Origin of the sequence: Corynebacterium sp. HMSC074A01 (genome assembly GCF_001831515.1) — a bacterium.
Lineage (GTDB): Bacteria > Actinomycetota > Actinomycetes > Mycobacteriales > Mycobacteriaceae > Corynebacterium.
Window position 1 is genome coordinate 345,267 of record NZ_KV825615.1, and the last position, 15,241, is coordinate 360,507.

Annotated in this window: 15 protein-coding genes; 5 read left to right on the top strand and 10 right to left on the bottom strand. The window is 65.1% G+C overall.

The window, feature by feature from the left end:
* Positions 1-15: 15 nt before the first annotated feature.
* Positions 16-1,758: a long-chain-fatty-acid--CoA ligase gene (locus HMPREF2550_RS05375; RefSeq protein WP_070790137.1), complete on the top strand. Its 1,743-nt coding sequence runs from the start codon at positions 16-18 to the stop codon at positions 1,756-1,758.
* On the opposite strand, the gene HMPREF2550_RS05380 is transcribed toward HMPREF2550_RS05375, so the two are convergent.
* Positions 1,755-2,837 (bottom strand): UDP-N-acetylmuramate dehydrogenase, encoded by a 1,083-nt coding sequence (locus tag HMPREF2550_RS05380; RefSeq protein ID WP_070790232.1) that lies wholly within the window; start codon positions 2,835-2,837, stop codon positions 1,755-1,757. The two genes, HMPREF2550_RS05375 and HMPREF2550_RS05380, sit on opposite strands and share 4 nt — an antisense overlap.
* On the opposite strand from HMPREF2550_RS05380, the gene HMPREF2550_RS05385 reads away from it, so the two are divergent.
* The 3 genes from HMPREF2550_RS05385 to HMPREF2550_RS05395 are packed head-to-tail and all read left to right on the top strand — an operon-like array spanning position 2,799 to position 4,891.
* Positions 2,799-3,290 carry a DUF2505 domain-containing protein gene (locus tag HMPREF2550_RS05385; RefSeq protein ID WP_070790230.1) on the top strand — a complete coding sequence of 164 codons (492 nt, stop codon included), beginning with the start codon at positions 2,799-2,801 and terminating at the stop codon, positions 3,288-3,290. The two genes, HMPREF2550_RS05380 and HMPREF2550_RS05385, sit on opposite strands and share 39 nt — an antisense overlap.
* Positions 3,291-4,106 (top strand): class I SAM-dependent methyltransferase, encoded by an 816-nt coding sequence (locus tag HMPREF2550_RS05390; RefSeq protein WP_070790139.1) that lies wholly within the window; start codon positions 3,291-3,293, stop codon positions 4,104-4,106.
* Positions 4,107-4,111: 5 nt separating this feature from the next.
* The gene (locus tag HMPREF2550_RS05395) at positions 4,112-4,891 is read left to right on the top strand and encodes an LmeA family phospholipid-binding protein (protein ID WP_070790141.1); all 780 of its coding nucleotides are present in this window, start codon (positions 4,112-4,114) and stop codon (positions 4,889-4,891) included.
* A gap of 16 nt (positions 4,892-4,907) precedes the next feature.
* Here the strand turns inward: HMPREF2550_RS05395 and HMPREF2550_RS05400 are convergent, their stop codons facing one another.
* The 9 genes from HMPREF2550_RS05400 to lpdA all read right to left on the bottom strand — a co-directional run bounded on the left by HMPREF2550_RS05400 (position 4,908) and on the right by lpdA (position 13,571).
* Positions 4,908-5,432 (bottom strand): hypothetical protein, encoded by a 525-nt coding sequence (locus tag HMPREF2550_RS05400; protein WP_141760527.1) that lies wholly within the window; start codon positions 5,430-5,432, stop codon positions 4,908-4,910.
* Positions 5,433-5,449: 17 nt separating this feature from the next.
* Positions 5,450-5,713, bottom strand: a complete 264-nt coding sequence (locus HMPREF2550_RS05405) for a DUF2516 family protein (RefSeq protein ID WP_038593615.1) — start codon at positions 5,711-5,713, stop codon at positions 5,450-5,452.
* A 57-nt stretch (positions 5,714-5,770) separates the two neighbouring features.
* Positions 5,771-6,304: a CGLAU_01105 family protein gene (locus tag HMPREF2550_RS05410; protein ID WP_038587989.1), complete on the bottom strand. Its 534-nt coding sequence runs from the start codon at positions 6,302-6,304 to the stop codon at positions 5,771-5,773.
* Between the two features lie 13 nt (positions 6,305-6,317).
* On the bottom strand, positions 6,318-7,598 hold the full coding sequence (locus HMPREF2550_RS05415; RefSeq protein ID WP_070790146.1) for a DUF445 domain-containing protein: 1,281 nt from the start codon (positions 7,596-7,598) through the stop codon (positions 6,318-6,320).
* 127 nt (positions 7,599-7,725) lie between these two features.
* Positions 7,726-8,097 carry a hypothetical protein gene (locus tag HMPREF2550_RS05420; protein WP_070790148.1) on the bottom strand — a complete coding sequence of 124 codons (372 nt, stop codon included), beginning with the start codon at positions 8,095-8,097 and terminating at the stop codon, positions 7,726-7,728.
* Between the two features lie 66 nt (positions 8,098-8,163).
* The gene (locus HMPREF2550_RS05425; RefSeq protein ID WP_038587979.1) at positions 8,164-8,913 is read right to left on the bottom strand and encodes a succinate dehydrogenase/fumarate reductase iron-sulfur subunit; all 750 of its coding nucleotides are present in this window, start codon (positions 8,911-8,913) and stop codon (positions 8,164-8,166) included.
* Complete coding sequence (locus tag HMPREF2550_RS05430; RefSeq protein ID WP_070790150.1) at positions 8,913-10,982, bottom strand: fumarate reductase/succinate dehydrogenase flavoprotein subunit; 2,070 nt, start codon at positions 10,980-10,982, stop codon at positions 8,913-8,915. Before HMPREF2550_RS05430 ends, HMPREF2550_RS05425 begins: the two co-directional genes overlap by 1 nt.
* A 25-nt stretch (positions 10,983-11,007) precedes the next feature.
* On the bottom strand, positions 11,008-11,781 hold the full coding sequence (locus HMPREF2550_RS05435; RefSeq protein WP_038587973.1) for a succinate dehydrogenase cytochrome b subunit: 774 nt from the start codon (positions 11,779-11,781) through the stop codon (positions 11,008-11,010).
* Between the two features lie 371 nt (positions 11,782-12,152).
* Positions 12,153-13,571, bottom strand: coding sequence for a dihydrolipoyl dehydrogenase (gene lpdA / locus HMPREF2550_RS05440; protein WP_070790152.1), 1,419 nt, complete (start codon positions 13,569-13,571; stop codon positions 12,153-12,155).
* Positions 13,572-13,755: 184 nt separating this feature from the next.
* On the opposite strand from lpdA, the gene HMPREF2550_RS05445 reads away from it, so the two are divergent.
* The gene (locus HMPREF2550_RS05445) at positions 13,756-15,234 is read left to right on the top strand and encodes an alpha/beta hydrolase (RefSeq protein ID WP_246819769.1); all 1,479 of its coding nucleotides are present in this window, start codon (positions 13,756-13,758) and stop codon (positions 15,232-15,234) included.
* Positions 15,235-15,241 lie beyond the last annotated feature (7 nt).

Consider the following 15,241-nt stretch of genomic DNA (forward strand, 5'->3'; position numbering starts at 1 on the left):
CGTAAGGTGTGTGGCATGTCTTCAACAGTGCAACCATCCAACACTGGCGCAACCCCCGATCCGAACACAGAGAAGCCCTGGCTGCAGTACTACCCGGAGTGGACCGCCCACTCCCTGGAGTACGGCACCACCACTCTGCCGGAGATGTACCAGCAAAACCTGGAGAAGAACGCCCACAAACCGGCGGCAACCTTCTTCGGCCGCACGCTGACCTTCGCCGAGCTGGACCGCGATGTGCGCCGCGCCGCCGCGGGCTTAAAGGCATTCGGCGTGCGCGAGGGCGACCGCGTAGCCATCATGCTGCCGAACTGCCCGCAGCACATCGTCGCTTTCTACGCCGTCCAGCTGCTCGGCGGCGTGGTGGTGGAGCACAACCCGCTCTACACGGCCAACGAGCTGCGCCCGCAGTTCGCCGACCACGGGGCACGTATCGCCATCGTGTGGGATAAGGCCGCGGACACGCTGGAGAAGCTGCGCACGGACACCTCACTCGAAACGGTCGTCAGCGTGGACATGACCCGTGCGATGCCGCGTTTGCAGCGCCTCGCACTGCGCATCCCCATCCCCAAGATCCGCGAGGCGCGCGCCCAGCTCACCGGCCCCTGCACCAACACCGTGCCCTTCGAGGCGCTCACCGGCTCCGCCATCGGCGGCGAAGGCACAGACCTGGAAATCCCTGCAACGCTCACCCCCGACTCGCCCGCCTTGGTGCTCTACACCTCCGGCACGACCGGCGCGCCGAAGGGCGCGGTGCTCACCCACGCCAACCTGCACGCCAACACAGTGCAGGGCCGCGCTTGGGTCAAGGAGCTGCAGGAGCCGGGCCAGCGCATGCTGGCCACCCTGCCCTTCTTCCACGCCTACGGCCTGACCTTCTCGCTCACGCTGATGATGCTGGTAGGCAGCGAGCTCGTCCTGCTCCCGGCCCCGAAGATGGACCTGATCATGAGCGCGCTGAAGAAGCACCCGCCGAGCTTCGTGCCGGGCGTGCCCACCGTGTTCGAGCGCATCGTGAAGTCTGCGCGCGAGCAGAACGTGGACATGTCTAAGGTCAAGATCGGCTTCTCCGGAGCCTCCTCCCTGCCCGCCGAGGTCATCGAGGAGTGGGAGGCCATTACCAGCGGCCACCTGGTGGAGGGCTACGGGCTGACCGAGACTTCGCCGATCATCGTGGGTAACCCGCGCACCGCGGACCGCCGCCCCGGCTACATCGGCATTCCCTTCCCGGATACCCAGATCCGCATCGTCAACGAGCACAACCCGGACGAGGACATGCCCTACGGCGAGGAGGGCGAGATCCTGGCGAAGGGCCCGCAGGTCTTCGGCGGCTATCTCAACAACCCGGAGGCCACCGAGCGCGCCTTCCACGACGGTTGGTTCCGCACCGGCGACATGGGCGTGATGGAAGAGGACGGCTTTATCAAGCTGGTCTCGCGCATCAAGGAGCTCATCATCACCGGCGGCTTCAACGTCTACCCCGCCGAGGTAGAAGAGGTCATGCGTAAGCACCGCGACGTGGTCGATGTCGCCGTGGTGGGTCGCCCCCGCGAGGACGGCTCGGAGGACGTCGTCGCCTGCGTGGTGCTCCGCGACGGCGCTGCGCTCGACCCGGAGGGACTCAAGGAGCACGCGCGCGAGAACCTCACCCGCTACAAAGTGCCGCGCACCTTCTACCACTTCGAGGAGCTGGCCCGCGACCAGATGGGCAAGATCCGCCGCCGCGAGGTCCGCGAGGACCTGCTGCGCATGCTGGGCTAGAGGCCCACCCACACGGGCTCAGGCACGAGGGCTACGCCGAAGCGCTTCTCGACGCCACGCTGCACCCGCCGCGCCAAGTCCGCAATATCATCCGCGCTCGCCCCGCCACGGTTGGTCAGGGCGAGCGTGTGCTTTGTGGACAGCCGCGCCGGCGCATCCTCGCCCGGGAAGCCGCGCGGGAAGCCTGCGCGCTCGATGAGCCAGGCCGCCGACAGCTTCTCTTTCCCATCCGGTTGCGGGAAGCGCGGCATGCCCTCCTCGCCCACCTCGCGCTCGATTCGGTCCGCCAGCGCCGTATCCACGACGGGGTTGGTGAAAAAGGAGCCCGCCGACCAGGTGTCGTGGTCTGCCAGGTCCAGCACCATCCCCTTCTGCCTGCGGGTTTGCAGCACCGAGGCGCGCGCCTCGGCAAGCGGAACACGCTTGCCGCCTAAGTGACGCAGCGGGGCGGAGAGCTCGCGGCGTTCCAGCTCGATCTCCAGCTCAAGCACCACGGCGCGGTGGGTGAACTTCAGGTTGGAGTAGCGGTACGCCAAATCCAGGGAGCTGGCGGGCACCCACTCATCGGTATTGGTCTCACGGTTCCACAAACGCACCCGTGTGAGTACGTCGGCGATCTCCGCGCCATACGCCCCCACGTTCTGCACCGGGGTCGCACCCGCCGAGCCCGGGATGCCGGATAGGGCCTCGATGCCGGCCAGGCCGTGCTCGACCGCGTAGGCCACCACGTCGTCCCAGACGGTGCCCGCGCCGATGCGCAGCGTGGCGTGGGAGGGGGACGAGGCGGCGTCGATAAGCGAGATGCCCGCGTTCGCTGCGACAACCGCAACGATGTCCAACTGCCCCTCGGCCACGAGCAGGTTCGAGCCGCCGCCCACCACAATGAGCGGCGTGCCCGCCTCATCGAGGCGCGCGACGGTCGCGGCGAGCTCCTCGGCGCTCGTGCAACGGATCAGGTCAGCGGGGGTGCCGCCGACGCGGAGCGTGGTCAGGGAGGCGAAAGATGAATCAGACACCCCACCAACGGTAGTCTGTTCATCATGACTGCACGTAGTGAAACCACCGTAACCATCAACCAGCCGGCCGAGAAGGTCGCCGAAGCATACGCTACCCAGGCGTACTGGGAGTTCATCGCAGAGAAGCTCTCCCCGGAGCCGGGCCAGCTGCACGAGTTCACCGGCGAGACCGCCACCCTGTTTGAGGTGCTGCCGAAGTCCATCCTGCCCGAGGCTGCCCAAGCCATGATCAGCCAGGACCTCAAGCTCAAGCGCGTGGTGAACATCGGCAAGCTCGACGGCACCACCGCCAAGCACACCTTCACCGGTGACGTGAAGGGCACCCCGGTCGACTTCTCCGGCGAGATCACCATGACCGGCGAGGGCGAAACCACCACCCTGGCCTACGACAACGAGGCGAAGGTGGACATCCCGTTCATGGGCGCCGCCCTCGAGCCGAAGGTCGCCGAGGCCCTCGAGGAGATCGTGGAGAACGAAGCCAAGCTCACCGAGCAGTGGATCGCGGAGAACCTGTAAATCTCCCCGCACCACCACAATCTCAAGGCGCAGGCCGGTCCCGGCAAGCCGTACGGGGTAATCACCCGCGGCACGACCGGGTATAACCGCCTGCGCCGTTGCGATCGCTGGGCCTTTTACAACCCGGCGATCCGCTCCCTTCTGCGTAGCGCACCCGCCCCGCTCGCGCTCGACGTGGGCTACGGTGCCTCGCACACCACCACCGTCGAGTGGGCGCGCTGGCTACGCCGCATCACCCCGTCCACCGAGGTCGTGGGCTTGGAAATCCACCCCGATAGGGTGCTGCCGCCGCGCGACGGGGTGCGCTTCGAGCTCGGCGGCTTCGAGCTCGCCGGCTACCGGCCGCACCTCGTGCGCGCTTTCAACGTGCTGCGCCAGTACGACGTCGCTGAGGTCGGTGAGGCCTGGCGCACCGTCTGCGCCCAGCTGGCCCCCGGCGGCATGTTCATCGAGGGCACCTGCGATGAGCTCGGCCGCCGCGCCACCTGGGTGCTTCTCGACGCCTCCGGGCCGCGCTCGCTTACCCTCGCCTGGGACCCCTTCGACGTGACCACCCCAGGCGATGTCGCCGAGCGCCTGCCGAAGGCGCTCATTCACCGCAATGTGCCGGGCGAGCGCATCCACGCCCTGCTTGCCGACGCCGACGCCGCCTACGCCCACGCCGCCGCCTTCGAACCCTACGGGCCCCGGGTGCGTTGGCGCGAAGCCCGCAAGGAGCTCATCTCCTCAGGCTGGCCCATCCAGCCTGTGCGCCGGCCCCTGCGGGACAACGTGCTCACCGTGGACTGGGCGGCCGTGGCCCCTGCCGTACACTAGGCCGCATGAAAACTGCGTGGAAAGTCATCGTTGGCATCCTTGCCGTGCTACTGGTCCTCCTGCTCATCGCCGAGGGCGGGATCCGCATGTTCATGGCCAACCAAATCACCTCCGAGTACTCGACGGGCGCGCAGTCTGACGCCAGTAGCGAGGCTGAGTTGGCCGAGCCGAAGGTGTCCTTTGGTCCGCAACCGGTGATCTTCGGGCTCGCCTCCGGCAAGCTGCCGCACATTGACATCGAGACACCGTCGACCCTGGTGGTCAACGGCGACGAGATCTACGGCGAACCCGCCTCCCACGTGCAGATGGACAATATGCGCTACGGCTCCGGCGAGCCGATCGCTGATTCCCTGCGCCTGGACACCGAGCTGACCAACGAGCTGATCCGCGCCATGCTCAACCAGCAGCTGCGCGAGCAGATGGGCGAGGACTCCTTCCTCAGCGGCATCATCACCGTCTCCGACGTCAACACCGACCCCGAGGCGGGCACCATCCACATCGCGTTCAGCGGTGGAGCGGCCAGCCTGGACCTCAAGCCGGTCACCGAGGGTGGGCAGATGCGCTTCGAGGCCACCGGCACCAAGCTCTTCGGCTTCGACCTGCCAGACGAGGCCGCAGGCGCGCTGAGCGACGCGATGAACCAGGGCATGGAAAACCAGGGGGCTGGCCAGCTGCGCATCGAAGACTTCACGGTCGTCCCCGGCGGGGTGCGCGTGACCATGGCGGGCGAGAACGTGAACTTCAACGACCTGCAGCAGATGCAGGGCCAAAACTTCGGGGCCTAAGCAGGCCTAGGCGGGCCTAAGCGGGGCGAGCGAACACGCGGGCCGCGCCCGCCTCCAGCCACTCGATCGCGGCTTCCTGGCCCGGCTCGACGTTAAAGACGCAGATGTCGAGGGAGGTTTCGGGCAGCGGGGCGGATGCGGGCACCGCCAGGCACGACGCGCCGAGCTGCTCGGCGACGCGCACCACGGCCGGATCGGGCGTGCCGGGGCACACGATGCCGACTTCAACGGTGAGGGATTGGTGGACCGCGATGGCGTCGGCAAGCATGGCCTCAGGCGCGGCATCGGGGTCCAGGGCGAGCCACAGCGCGTCCGCGCCCGCCTCCGCGGCGAGGCGCGCTTCTGCGGCCTTGATCACGCTGTGGTGGCGGCCCGTGGGCCAGCCCACCACGGCGATCACCTCAAGACCGGTGCGCACCGCCTGCGGGATCTGGGTCGGCTCCACGACCAGCCCGGCCGTCCCTGGGGCTGCAGGGAGAGAAAAAGGCCTCCCGGCGACAAAGGTGCCGCAGCGGGTGGCCAGCCACTCTATATCGTTCATCAGCGTGTGAGAGCGCCCTAGTAGCCGTAGTTGCCGTTGAGGATGCCGTCGATCTGCGGCTTGACATCAAACCAGTAGATGCCGATCGCCACGGCACCGAACCACATCACGAACGGGAAGCTGAGCAGGCACACCAACCCGGACAGGCCCAGGATCGCGCACCAGGCACCCTTAGACTGCCGATCCGCGGCCTCGAAAGCATCCGGGCGAGTGGTGGCCGCGAAGTAGAGGCCGACGAAGCCTGCGATCCCCACCACGAGGAACAGCGCGGCGCTCACCATGTTCGGGATCGACACGATCAGTCCGACCGTGCTCAAGTCAAAGGGAATGGGCATGGGTTACTTTCCGTCCTCGGCAACGATTTCGCCCTCGATGATATCCGGCGTCTCATCCTTGCCCGCAAACTGCTCCTGCACGCGCCCGAACAGCGCTTCCAGACGCTGGCGGACGTCCTCGAGCACGCCGTCGGTGTCCTTGGCGCGCAGCTCATCAATCTTGCTGTTAAACGTGCCGCGCACATCCTCCACCGTGCTGCGCAGGGTGGCCATGACCTCGTCGGAAAGCTCCAGGTCGCGCTTCTGGAAGGCCTGGAACTGCTTCTCCGCCTCGGCAACAAAGTTGGAGGCCGCCGCGCGCACCTCGCTCTCATCCGAGGCGCTATCCAGGCGCTCGCGCGCGCTGGCGGTGGCTGCCTTGAGCTTGCCCGGCAGGTCCTCGGCGTACTTGCCCGCCTGCTTGCTCAGCAGCGAGCCGAGCGAGGAACCGGCGGCAAGCAGGGCCTGGCCTGCGTCGCGCAGGTTGGCGCGCAGCCCGTCGGCGGCGGTGTTCTCTTCGTGTGCGGCGTGCTTACCCGAGGAAGTGTTCTCAGTCATGAATCATCCTTTGTTAGAAAAAGAGCAGTTGAGACACAGTGTAAATAACCAGCCCGGCGAGCGCACCCACGATCGTGCCGTTGAGGCGAATGAACTGCAGGTCCTTGCCCACCATCAGCTCAATCTTGTCGGAAGCCTCGCGACCGTCCCAACGCTGGATCGTCTCCGCAATAATGCCGACGATCTGGTCCGCGCCGTTGTCGGCGGCATAATGCACCGCCTTCTCCAGCTTCTCCTCTGCCGCGGCGCGCACCTTTTCGTCGTGCGCCAGCTTCTCGCCCCACTCCTGCGCGGCGCTGGCCACCTTGCGGCGCAGCAAGCTGTCCGCATCCGAGGCGTTGGCGATGAGTGCCTCGGAGACCTGCGCCCAGATGTTGCCCGCGGCAGCGGTCACCGCGTTCGAGCCCATCACGTCGGTTTTCAACGCCTCGACGCGCGCGATCATCTCGCCGTCGAACTGCAGGTCCTGGGCAAACTGGTTGAGCTGGCGGCGGATCGCGCGGCGGGCCTCGTGGTTCGGGTCATGGTCTACCTCGGCCATGAACTTCACCAGCTCGGAGTACACTTTCTCCCCCACCAGGTCTTTGGCAAACTTGGGGGCCCAGCGGGGCATGCGCTCGTCGATAAGCGTGATGATGCTCTCCTCCATCCCACCGAGCTTGGTGCGGGACCAGGCGATGATGCCATCCACGATGGGTTCGGCCTTGCCGTCGGCGATGAAGCCGTCGAGCGCGCGGCCGAGCGGCGGGCCCCACGTCGGCTCGGCAAGCCGATCGATGAGCTGCGTGTTGATCAGTGCCTCCGCATCCGCGGGGTCGATGCCACGCACCAGGCGGACGGTGAAGACGCCGACCTCCTCGCTCACGCGCTCGGCGTTTGCGGGCTGCGCGAGCCACGCGCCGACGCGCTCGGGCAGCTCAGCTTCCATCACCTTCTGCGTGATCGTCTGTGCGTTGAGGAAATTCTCGCTCACGAACTCGCTGAGCGCGTCGGCGACCTGGTCCTTCTTGTTGGGGATGATCGCCGTGTGCGGGATCGGGATGCCCATGGGGTAGCGGAACAGGGCGGTGACGGCGAACCAGTCGGCGAGCCCGCCGACCATGCCGGCCTCCGCTGCCGCGCGCACATACCCCACCCAGGCGGGCGCGCTACCGGTGGACTGCCACCAGGAGCAGGACAGGAAAATCACCGCCATCAGCCCAAGCAGGCTGGTAACGAAGATCTTGTGGTTTCTTAGAGTCCGCCGCCGCTCCTCTCCATTCGCGGGTGCGGGCATGAGCGCGTGCTGAGCCATACCCCGATTATGGCAGGGCAGGTGCCGCGTGCTCGACTCAAGGCGTAAGCGTTGGCCGCGCACGCAAAACTCCCCGCCCGAGAACCTCTGCGTTCCCGGACGGGGAGTTTAAGATTTGGCGCAGTGACTAGTTCACGCGGCCGGTGGCCTTGCGGTAAGCCTTGTAGTCCTTACGACCACGGCCCAGCAGGATAGCACCGCCGACGAGGGTGAGGACCATCTCAACCACGCCGATGATGAGCATGATCTGGGCGTAGTCGTGCTGCTGAGCGCCGAAGCCGTAGAGCATTGCGGCACCGCCCCACACAGCCATACCGAAGCCGTGCAAGGAGGCCAGGATCAGCCCCATCGAGATCCAGGTGGCGTGCTTGTTCAGCGAGGCATGGGGCGCGGCGAGGGAAACCGGGTCGTAGCCCTCAATGTAGGTGTCCTGAATAGCCGGCTCGTAGTCCGGGAAGGATTCGCTCCTGATGTCTGCAACAGCGTGCTCGGAAGCCATGATGACTCTTTTCTCTAGTCCTGCGTCAAATACTCGGTCAATACTCCGTCGTCATTATACGACGGCCTAGTCGTCGCCACCGCGGAAGGCTGCGCGCGCACGCTCGGCGTTGATTGCGCCGACCGCGTCCAGCGGGATACCCGCCGGGCACACATCCGCACACTCGCCGTAGAGCGAGCAGTGGCCGAAGTTGGTCTCCAGCTCGTCGACCATGTTGCGGGCACGACGGCCGCGCTCCTGCTTGCCCAGGGGCAGCAGCTTCAGGTGCTTGAGCTTCGCGCCCGTGAACAGGTGCGCAGCACCGTTCGGGCAAGCAGCCACGCAGGCACCGCAGCCGATGCAGGCGGCGTAGTCCAGCGCGGTCTCCGCGTCGTGGTGGTTGACAGCCAGCGTGTCGGCGTCCGGTGCGGTACCGGCGTTGACGGAGACGTAGCCGCCCTGCTGCATCACGCGATCCAGTGCGGAGCGGTCCACGGTGAGGTCCTTGATCACCGGGAACGCGCCGGAGCGGAAGGGCTCGATCTTCAGCGTGTCGCCGTCGTTGTAGTTGTACAGGCGCTGCAGGCAGGCCGTGATGTTCGTGTCGGCGCCGTGCGGGCGGCCGTTCACGCTCAGGCCACAGGTGCCACAGATGCCCTCGCGGCAGTCAGACGCGAAGACGAAGGGCTCCTTGCCTTCCTCGACCAGGTTGTTGTTCACGTGGTCGAGGAGCTCCAGGATGGACATCTGCTCGACGGCGTCATCTACCTGCACCGTCTCAAAGTGCCCGTCAGTGTCGGGTCCGGCCTGACGCCAGATCTCAAGTGTCAGTTTCATTACTTGTAGTTCCTTGTCATCAGCGGGATCGAATCAAAGTACAGGGGTTCTGCGTGGCGAATGAACTCGCCCTCGCCAGCCGGCTCCCACGCGGAGACGAAGCACCAGTTCTCGTCGTCACGCTCAGCCTCGCCGTCCTCGGAGAGGTGATCCATGCGGTAGTGCGCACCACAGGACTCGTCGCGGTCAAGCGCGTCGATGCACATGAGCTCGCCCAGGTTGATGTAGTCAGCCAGGCGGAGTGCGGCCTCGAGCGTCTGGTTCATCTCATCAGCGGAGCCCGGGACGGAGATGTTGGCACGGAAGTCCTCGCGCAGGGCGCGGATCTTCTTGATGCCCTCCTGCAGGCCCTCAACGGTACGGGAGACACCACAGTGCTCGTAGAGGATCTCGCCGAGCTGCTTGTGGAAGTACTCCGGGCCGTGCGGGTCATTGCCCTTGACGTTCATGATCTGCTCGACCGCGTCCTTGGCGCGGTTGACAGCCTCGGTGACCTCCGACGCGTCCTCTGCCAGGCGCTCCTCGCCAAGGTGGTTGGCCAGGTAGTTCGGCACGGTGAACGGCAGGGTGAACCAGCCGTCGACGGAAGCCGAGAGCAGCGAGTTCGCGCCCAGGCGGTTCGCGCCGTGGTAGGTCCAGGAGCACTCACCGGCAGCGAACAGGCCGTCGATGGAGGTCATCTCGTTGAAGTCGGTCCACAGGCCGCCCATGGTGAAGTGGACGGTCGGGGCAATACGCATCGGTGCCTTGTACGGGTCCTCACCAGTGGAGTCCAGGTACATCTCGAACAGGTTGGAGTAACGCTCGCGGATCGTGTCCTCGCCGAGACGCTCGATGGCGTCGGAGAAGTCCAGGTACGCAGAGTTGTGCAGCGGGCCCACGCCGTAGCCGGCGTTGAGCTGCTGGGAGATCGCGCGGGATGCCACGTCGCGCGGCACCAGGTTGCCAAACGCCGGGTAGCGGCGCTCGAGGAAGTAGTCGCGCTCCTCCTCCGGAATGTCCTTCGGATCGCGGTCGTCGCCCTTCTCCTTCGGGGTCCAAATACGACCGTCGTTGCGCAGGGACTCCGACATCAGCGTCGTCTTCGCCTGCCACTCTGCGTTCACCGGCAGACCAGTCGGGTGGAACTGGATAAACGCCGGGGAGGCAAGGTAGGCACCGCGCTCGTAGGCACGCATCATGGCGGAGGAGTTGGAGTTCTTCGCCAGGGTGGTCTTGTGGTAGACGTTGCCGTAGCCACCGGTAGCCAGGATGACAGCGTGGCCGGTAAACGGCACAATCTCACCGCTGATCAGGTTGCGGGTGACAATGCCCTTGCAGCGCTTCTTGCCGTCCTCTTCCGTGATGACCAGGTCCATCAGGTCATTGTGGGTGAAGATCTCCACGTTGCCCAGGTGGATCTGGCGCTGCAGCGCCGACGCGGTGGACAGCTGCAGCTGCTGACCCGTTTGGCCACGGGTGTAGTAGGTACGGGAGACCTGCACACCACCGAAGGAACGGGTGGCCAGGGTGCCGCCGTACTCACGGGCGAACGGTGCGCCGATGGCGTTCATGTGGTCGATCACGCGCACCGACTCGATGGCCAGACGCCAGCAGTCGGACTCGCGGCAGCGGTAGTCGCCGCCCTTGACGGTGTCCTTGGTGTGGCGGTACGCGCCGTCGTTGTCCACCTTCTTGCCGCGAGCGGAGTTCACGCCACCCTGCGCAGCAATGGAGTGCGCACGACGCGGCGCGTCGTGGTAGGTGAACGCCTTGACGTTGTAGCCCAGCTCGCCGAGGGCGGCAGCTGCGGCACCGCCGGACAGGCCGGTGCCCACCACGAGCACGGTGAACTTGCGACGGTTCAGCGGCGAGACCAGGTTCATGTGGTCCTTCTGGTAGGCCCACATGTCCTTCATCCGAACCTCATCGCGGTTCGGCTCGTTGGACTCGAGGACGTGACCCGGGGTCACACCAGGCGCGACAGACTCCGGCTGGCGGAAGCCCTGCGCGGTGTCCTGGGCAGCGGTGACAGTGGTGTCGGCTTCGCCGCTCTGTGCGCCCTGGTTGGCGTTAAATGCGGTAGTCATAGTTGTATTTCTCCTCTATCAGCCGTTACCGGGAAAAGCCTGGGACCCAGCCGAGCATGATGGCGATCGGCATCACAACGTTGCCGATGACCACAATGAACGGAAGGACGTACGCCAGAAGCACCATCAGGCCGCGGCCGCGCTCGCCCAGCCAACCGAGGTCGGAGACAGCGAGGTAGATGCCGTGGGTCAGGTGCAGCAGCAGCGCAAGGTTGGCCACCACGTAGAACAGGGTGACGTACCAGCGCTCAGGCGCAAACGTGGCGAGCAGGTTGTTGCGCACCTCGCCGTGCATGAACTGCTCAGAGGCGACGACCTGGCCGACCGTGAGGTCCAGCAGGTGGAAGATGATGAACAGCAGCAGGATAACGCCGGTCACCAGCATCCAGCGGGTGGCGGTGGACTGCCAGCCACCCATCAGGCCCGTGCGCTTGAACTTGCCGCGGGACTTCGCCGAGCGCGACTTCAGTGCGAATGCGCCCCAGATGTGCAGCACCAGGCAGGCAAGCAGCACAATGCGGACGATCCACAGGAAGCCCTCGTGCGGGAACAGCGGCTCGCCCATCTCGCGCAGGAAGCGGCCGTATGCATCAATCGGCGCCTCCCCGTTCGCATCGAGCGGCATAAAGATCTTCAGGTTGCCCACCATGTGGCCAAGCACGAAAAGACCAAAAATAAGGCCAGTGATGGCCATGGTCAGCTTCAAAGCCCACGTTGGGTAGGACGGCCGCTCGCGCAGCGGCTTCTCAGTGATTTTTCCGTGACGAATTGCTTCACGGTCTGCGTTTTGTACAGTCATGGCACCTCCAGTGTCGCTACTACTGTAGGCAACCTTTGGTCTTGCCACATACTTTATTGTCCGCTTCGCACGCCGAGACACCCCCTCCCACCTCCCACAATGAGCATATCTTTTGCGGATCGCTCCATACTCCCAGCAGATTTCAACCTTGCCAGGTTTCCCTACGCGCATTTGTGACTTTGGACACCTTGCACCAACTTTGTTGAGGGTACCCCCTTCAGTACCCCTTAATGTGTCAACCTTTGGTTGGTAAGTCAACCCTAAGAGTCAACCTGAGGTTGAGCCATTGCTTTGCGACGCCCACCCGCCTCCCCCACACACGAAAAACGCCCCGGCATAACCAGGGCGAATTTCAGGCGTGTCCGTGACCTTTACAAGTTGATCATGTGGCCTTCGACGCCGTGCGCGATCTCCTTGAGCACCTCAGACAGCGTCGGGTGGATGTGGATGTTGCGCGCGATCTCACCGGCGGTGAGGTCGAAGCGCTGCGCCAGGGTGATCTCCGGCAGCAGCTCGGAGACGTTCGGACCAACCAGGTGCGCACCGAGGATCTCGCCGAACTCGGCGTCCGCAACAAGCTTGCCAAAGCCGGCGGTCTCAGCCAGACCGACGGCCTTGCCGTTCGCGCTGAACGGGAAGGTAGCGACCTTGATGTCACGATCCGGCCACTTCTCCTTGGCCTGCTCCTCGGTGTACCCCATGGAGGCGACCTGCGGGTTACAGAAGGTAGCGCGCGGGGTCATCATGTAGTCCTCGATCTCGAGGGTCTCCGCACCAGCGATGGTCTCCGCAGCAATGATGCCCTGGGCCTCCGCCACGTGCGCAAGCTGCAGCTTGGCGGTCACGTCGCCGATGGCGTAGATGTGGTCGACGTTGGTGCGCATGCGCTCATCAATGTCGATCGCGCCGCGGTCGGTCAGCTCCACGCCGGTGTTCTCCAGGCCGTAGCCCTCAACGCGCGGGGCGAAGCCGACGGAGATCATCACGCGATCCACGGTCAGCGTCTCGGTCTTATCGGTGTCGTTCTTCTTAATGTCGACCTCAACGGAGTCACCGTTGTCGCGCACCGCGGTGGTGGCGTGGCCGGTCAGCAGCTTCACGCCGAGCTTCTTGTACGCCTTGGCGATCTCCTTGGACACGTCCTTGTCCTCGTTCGGCAGGACGCGGTCCATGTACTCCACCACCGTAACGTCCACACCGTAGTTGGACAGCACGTAGGCGAACTCCATACCGATGGCACCGGCACCGACGATGACCATCTTCTCCGGAGCCTCCGGATTCAGGATCTGCTCCTCGTAGGACACCACGTTCTCGGACAGCTCAATGCCCGGCAGGGTGCGCACGACGGAACCGGTAGCGATAATGCAATCGTCGAAGGTGACGACCTTACCCTTATCGTCGCCCTCGGTGATCTCGATCGTGTTCGCATCCTTGAAGGAGCCAAGACCGTTGACCTCGGTGATCTTGTTCTTCTTCATCAGGTAATGCACGCCGCCGACGATCTTCTTGGAGACCTGGCGGGAGCGCTTGTGGGCGTCTTCGTAATCAAACTCCACATCGCCCTTAATGCCGAACGTCTTGGCATCGTGGTTGAAAATTTCAGCAACCTCGGCGTTCTTAATCAACGCCTTGGACGGGATGCAGCCCACGTTCAGGCACACACCGCCCCAGTACTGCTTCTCTACAACTGCAACCTTTTTACCCAGCTGAGCTGCACGGATTGCGGCAACGTAGCCACCGGGGCCCGCGCCGAGGACAACAACGTCAAAATGTTCTTTACTCACGCCCATCAGGATACGTGTATTCCCGCACTTTGGGTACGACTCCCCCGATTTTGCGTGCCCCTGCGCCGACTTCGCCTCGGCCCCGCCGCTTTCCGACGCCCGCTACCCTTGGGTAACGCTTCAGCGATCTGGCACTATATACCCTAACGATCCCCACACCAGACTCAGGAAAGCGAGCCAACCTGTGAAAATGACGCGCCCGGCGATCGCTGCCGTCGCCGCTCTTGCCGTCGCTGCAACCGCGATCCCGACTACTGCCCACCTCACCGCGAGCAACTCGTCTGACGCGGAGACCGCCCACATCGCCGCGGCGCAGTCGACCACGCAGGCGACCGTGCCGGAGACCAGCTCCGCCACAAGCGCAGCCGAGACAGCTGCGGCCGCGACCACGACTGAAGGCACGGCCGACAACGCGCCGTCGGCAAGCGAAGAAGCGGCAGAGCCCGTAGTGACCACCACCACCGAGGTAGTCGACGAGGTCGGCGTGGTGGATGCGCCCGTCGACAGCGACCTACCCGAAGGCGAGGACATCGGCGCGTCCAAGCCCACCGGCGAGGAAGGAGATTTGGGCGAGGTGCTGGACAACGCGCTGGCAGGCCCGGAGACCGACCCGGAGAAGCTGGCCAACATGCCGGAGGAACAGGAGAGCCCTGCGGGTACCGTCAAGCCGCTTTCGCGCTCGCTGCCGTCGACCGACGGCGGGGAGCAGTCCTGGATTCAGAAGGTCAAGCAGTTCCCAGGCGGCGAGGCGCTCGAGGTGTACTCGCCGTCGATGGAGCGCGACATCCCGGTCGCGATGATCCGCGCGACCGATAGTGCAGGCAAGCCGATCGACAACGCGCCGACCTACTACCTCCTCAACGGTGCTGGCGGTTCCGAGCAGAACACCGACTGGCTGGCGCAGGCCGCGGGCACGATCTACAAGACCCTCGGCAATGAGCCGGTGAACGTGGTCATCCCGATGGAGGGCGCGTTCTCCTACTACGTGGACTGGCTCACCGTGCCTGAGAAGAACCGCTACCTCAATGGCAAGCAGATGTGGTCGACGTTCTTGGCCAAGGAGCTGCCCCAGTCGATCGAGCCCTACATGAACGCGAACGATAAGCGCGCCGTGTCCGGGTTCTCCATGTCCGCGACCTCGTCGCTGCTGCTCGCCGAGCACAACCCGGGCTTCTACGACGCGGTCGGATCCTTCTCCGGCTGTGCCGCTACCTCCACCCCGCTGCCCTCTTTCTTCGTGGGCCTGACCGTCAACCGCGCGGGCGGCGGCGTCACCCCGGAGAAGCTGTGGGGCCCGATGGGCTCGGAGTACAACCGCTACAACGACGCGCTGGTCATGGCCGAGCACCTGCGCGGCACCAAGCTCTACATCTCCTCGGGCACCGGCCTGACCAGCGAGACCGACATGATCGGCTACCTGAAGAACAAGCGCGGGCTGACTTCGAGCCAGGCGTTTTCTAACCACATGACGCTGCTGGTTGAAGGCGGCGCGATCGAGGGTGCGATGAACGCTTGCACGCACGACCTGCGCGCCAAGCTCAACGCCAAGGGTATTCCCGCGCACTACAACTTCCGCGCGACCGGCACGCACTCCTGGCCGTCCTGGCTGGAGGACATGCGCGAGTCCTGGAAGACCGTGATCCGCCCGGCGCTCCTCCCGGACGCCTAGGAGCACG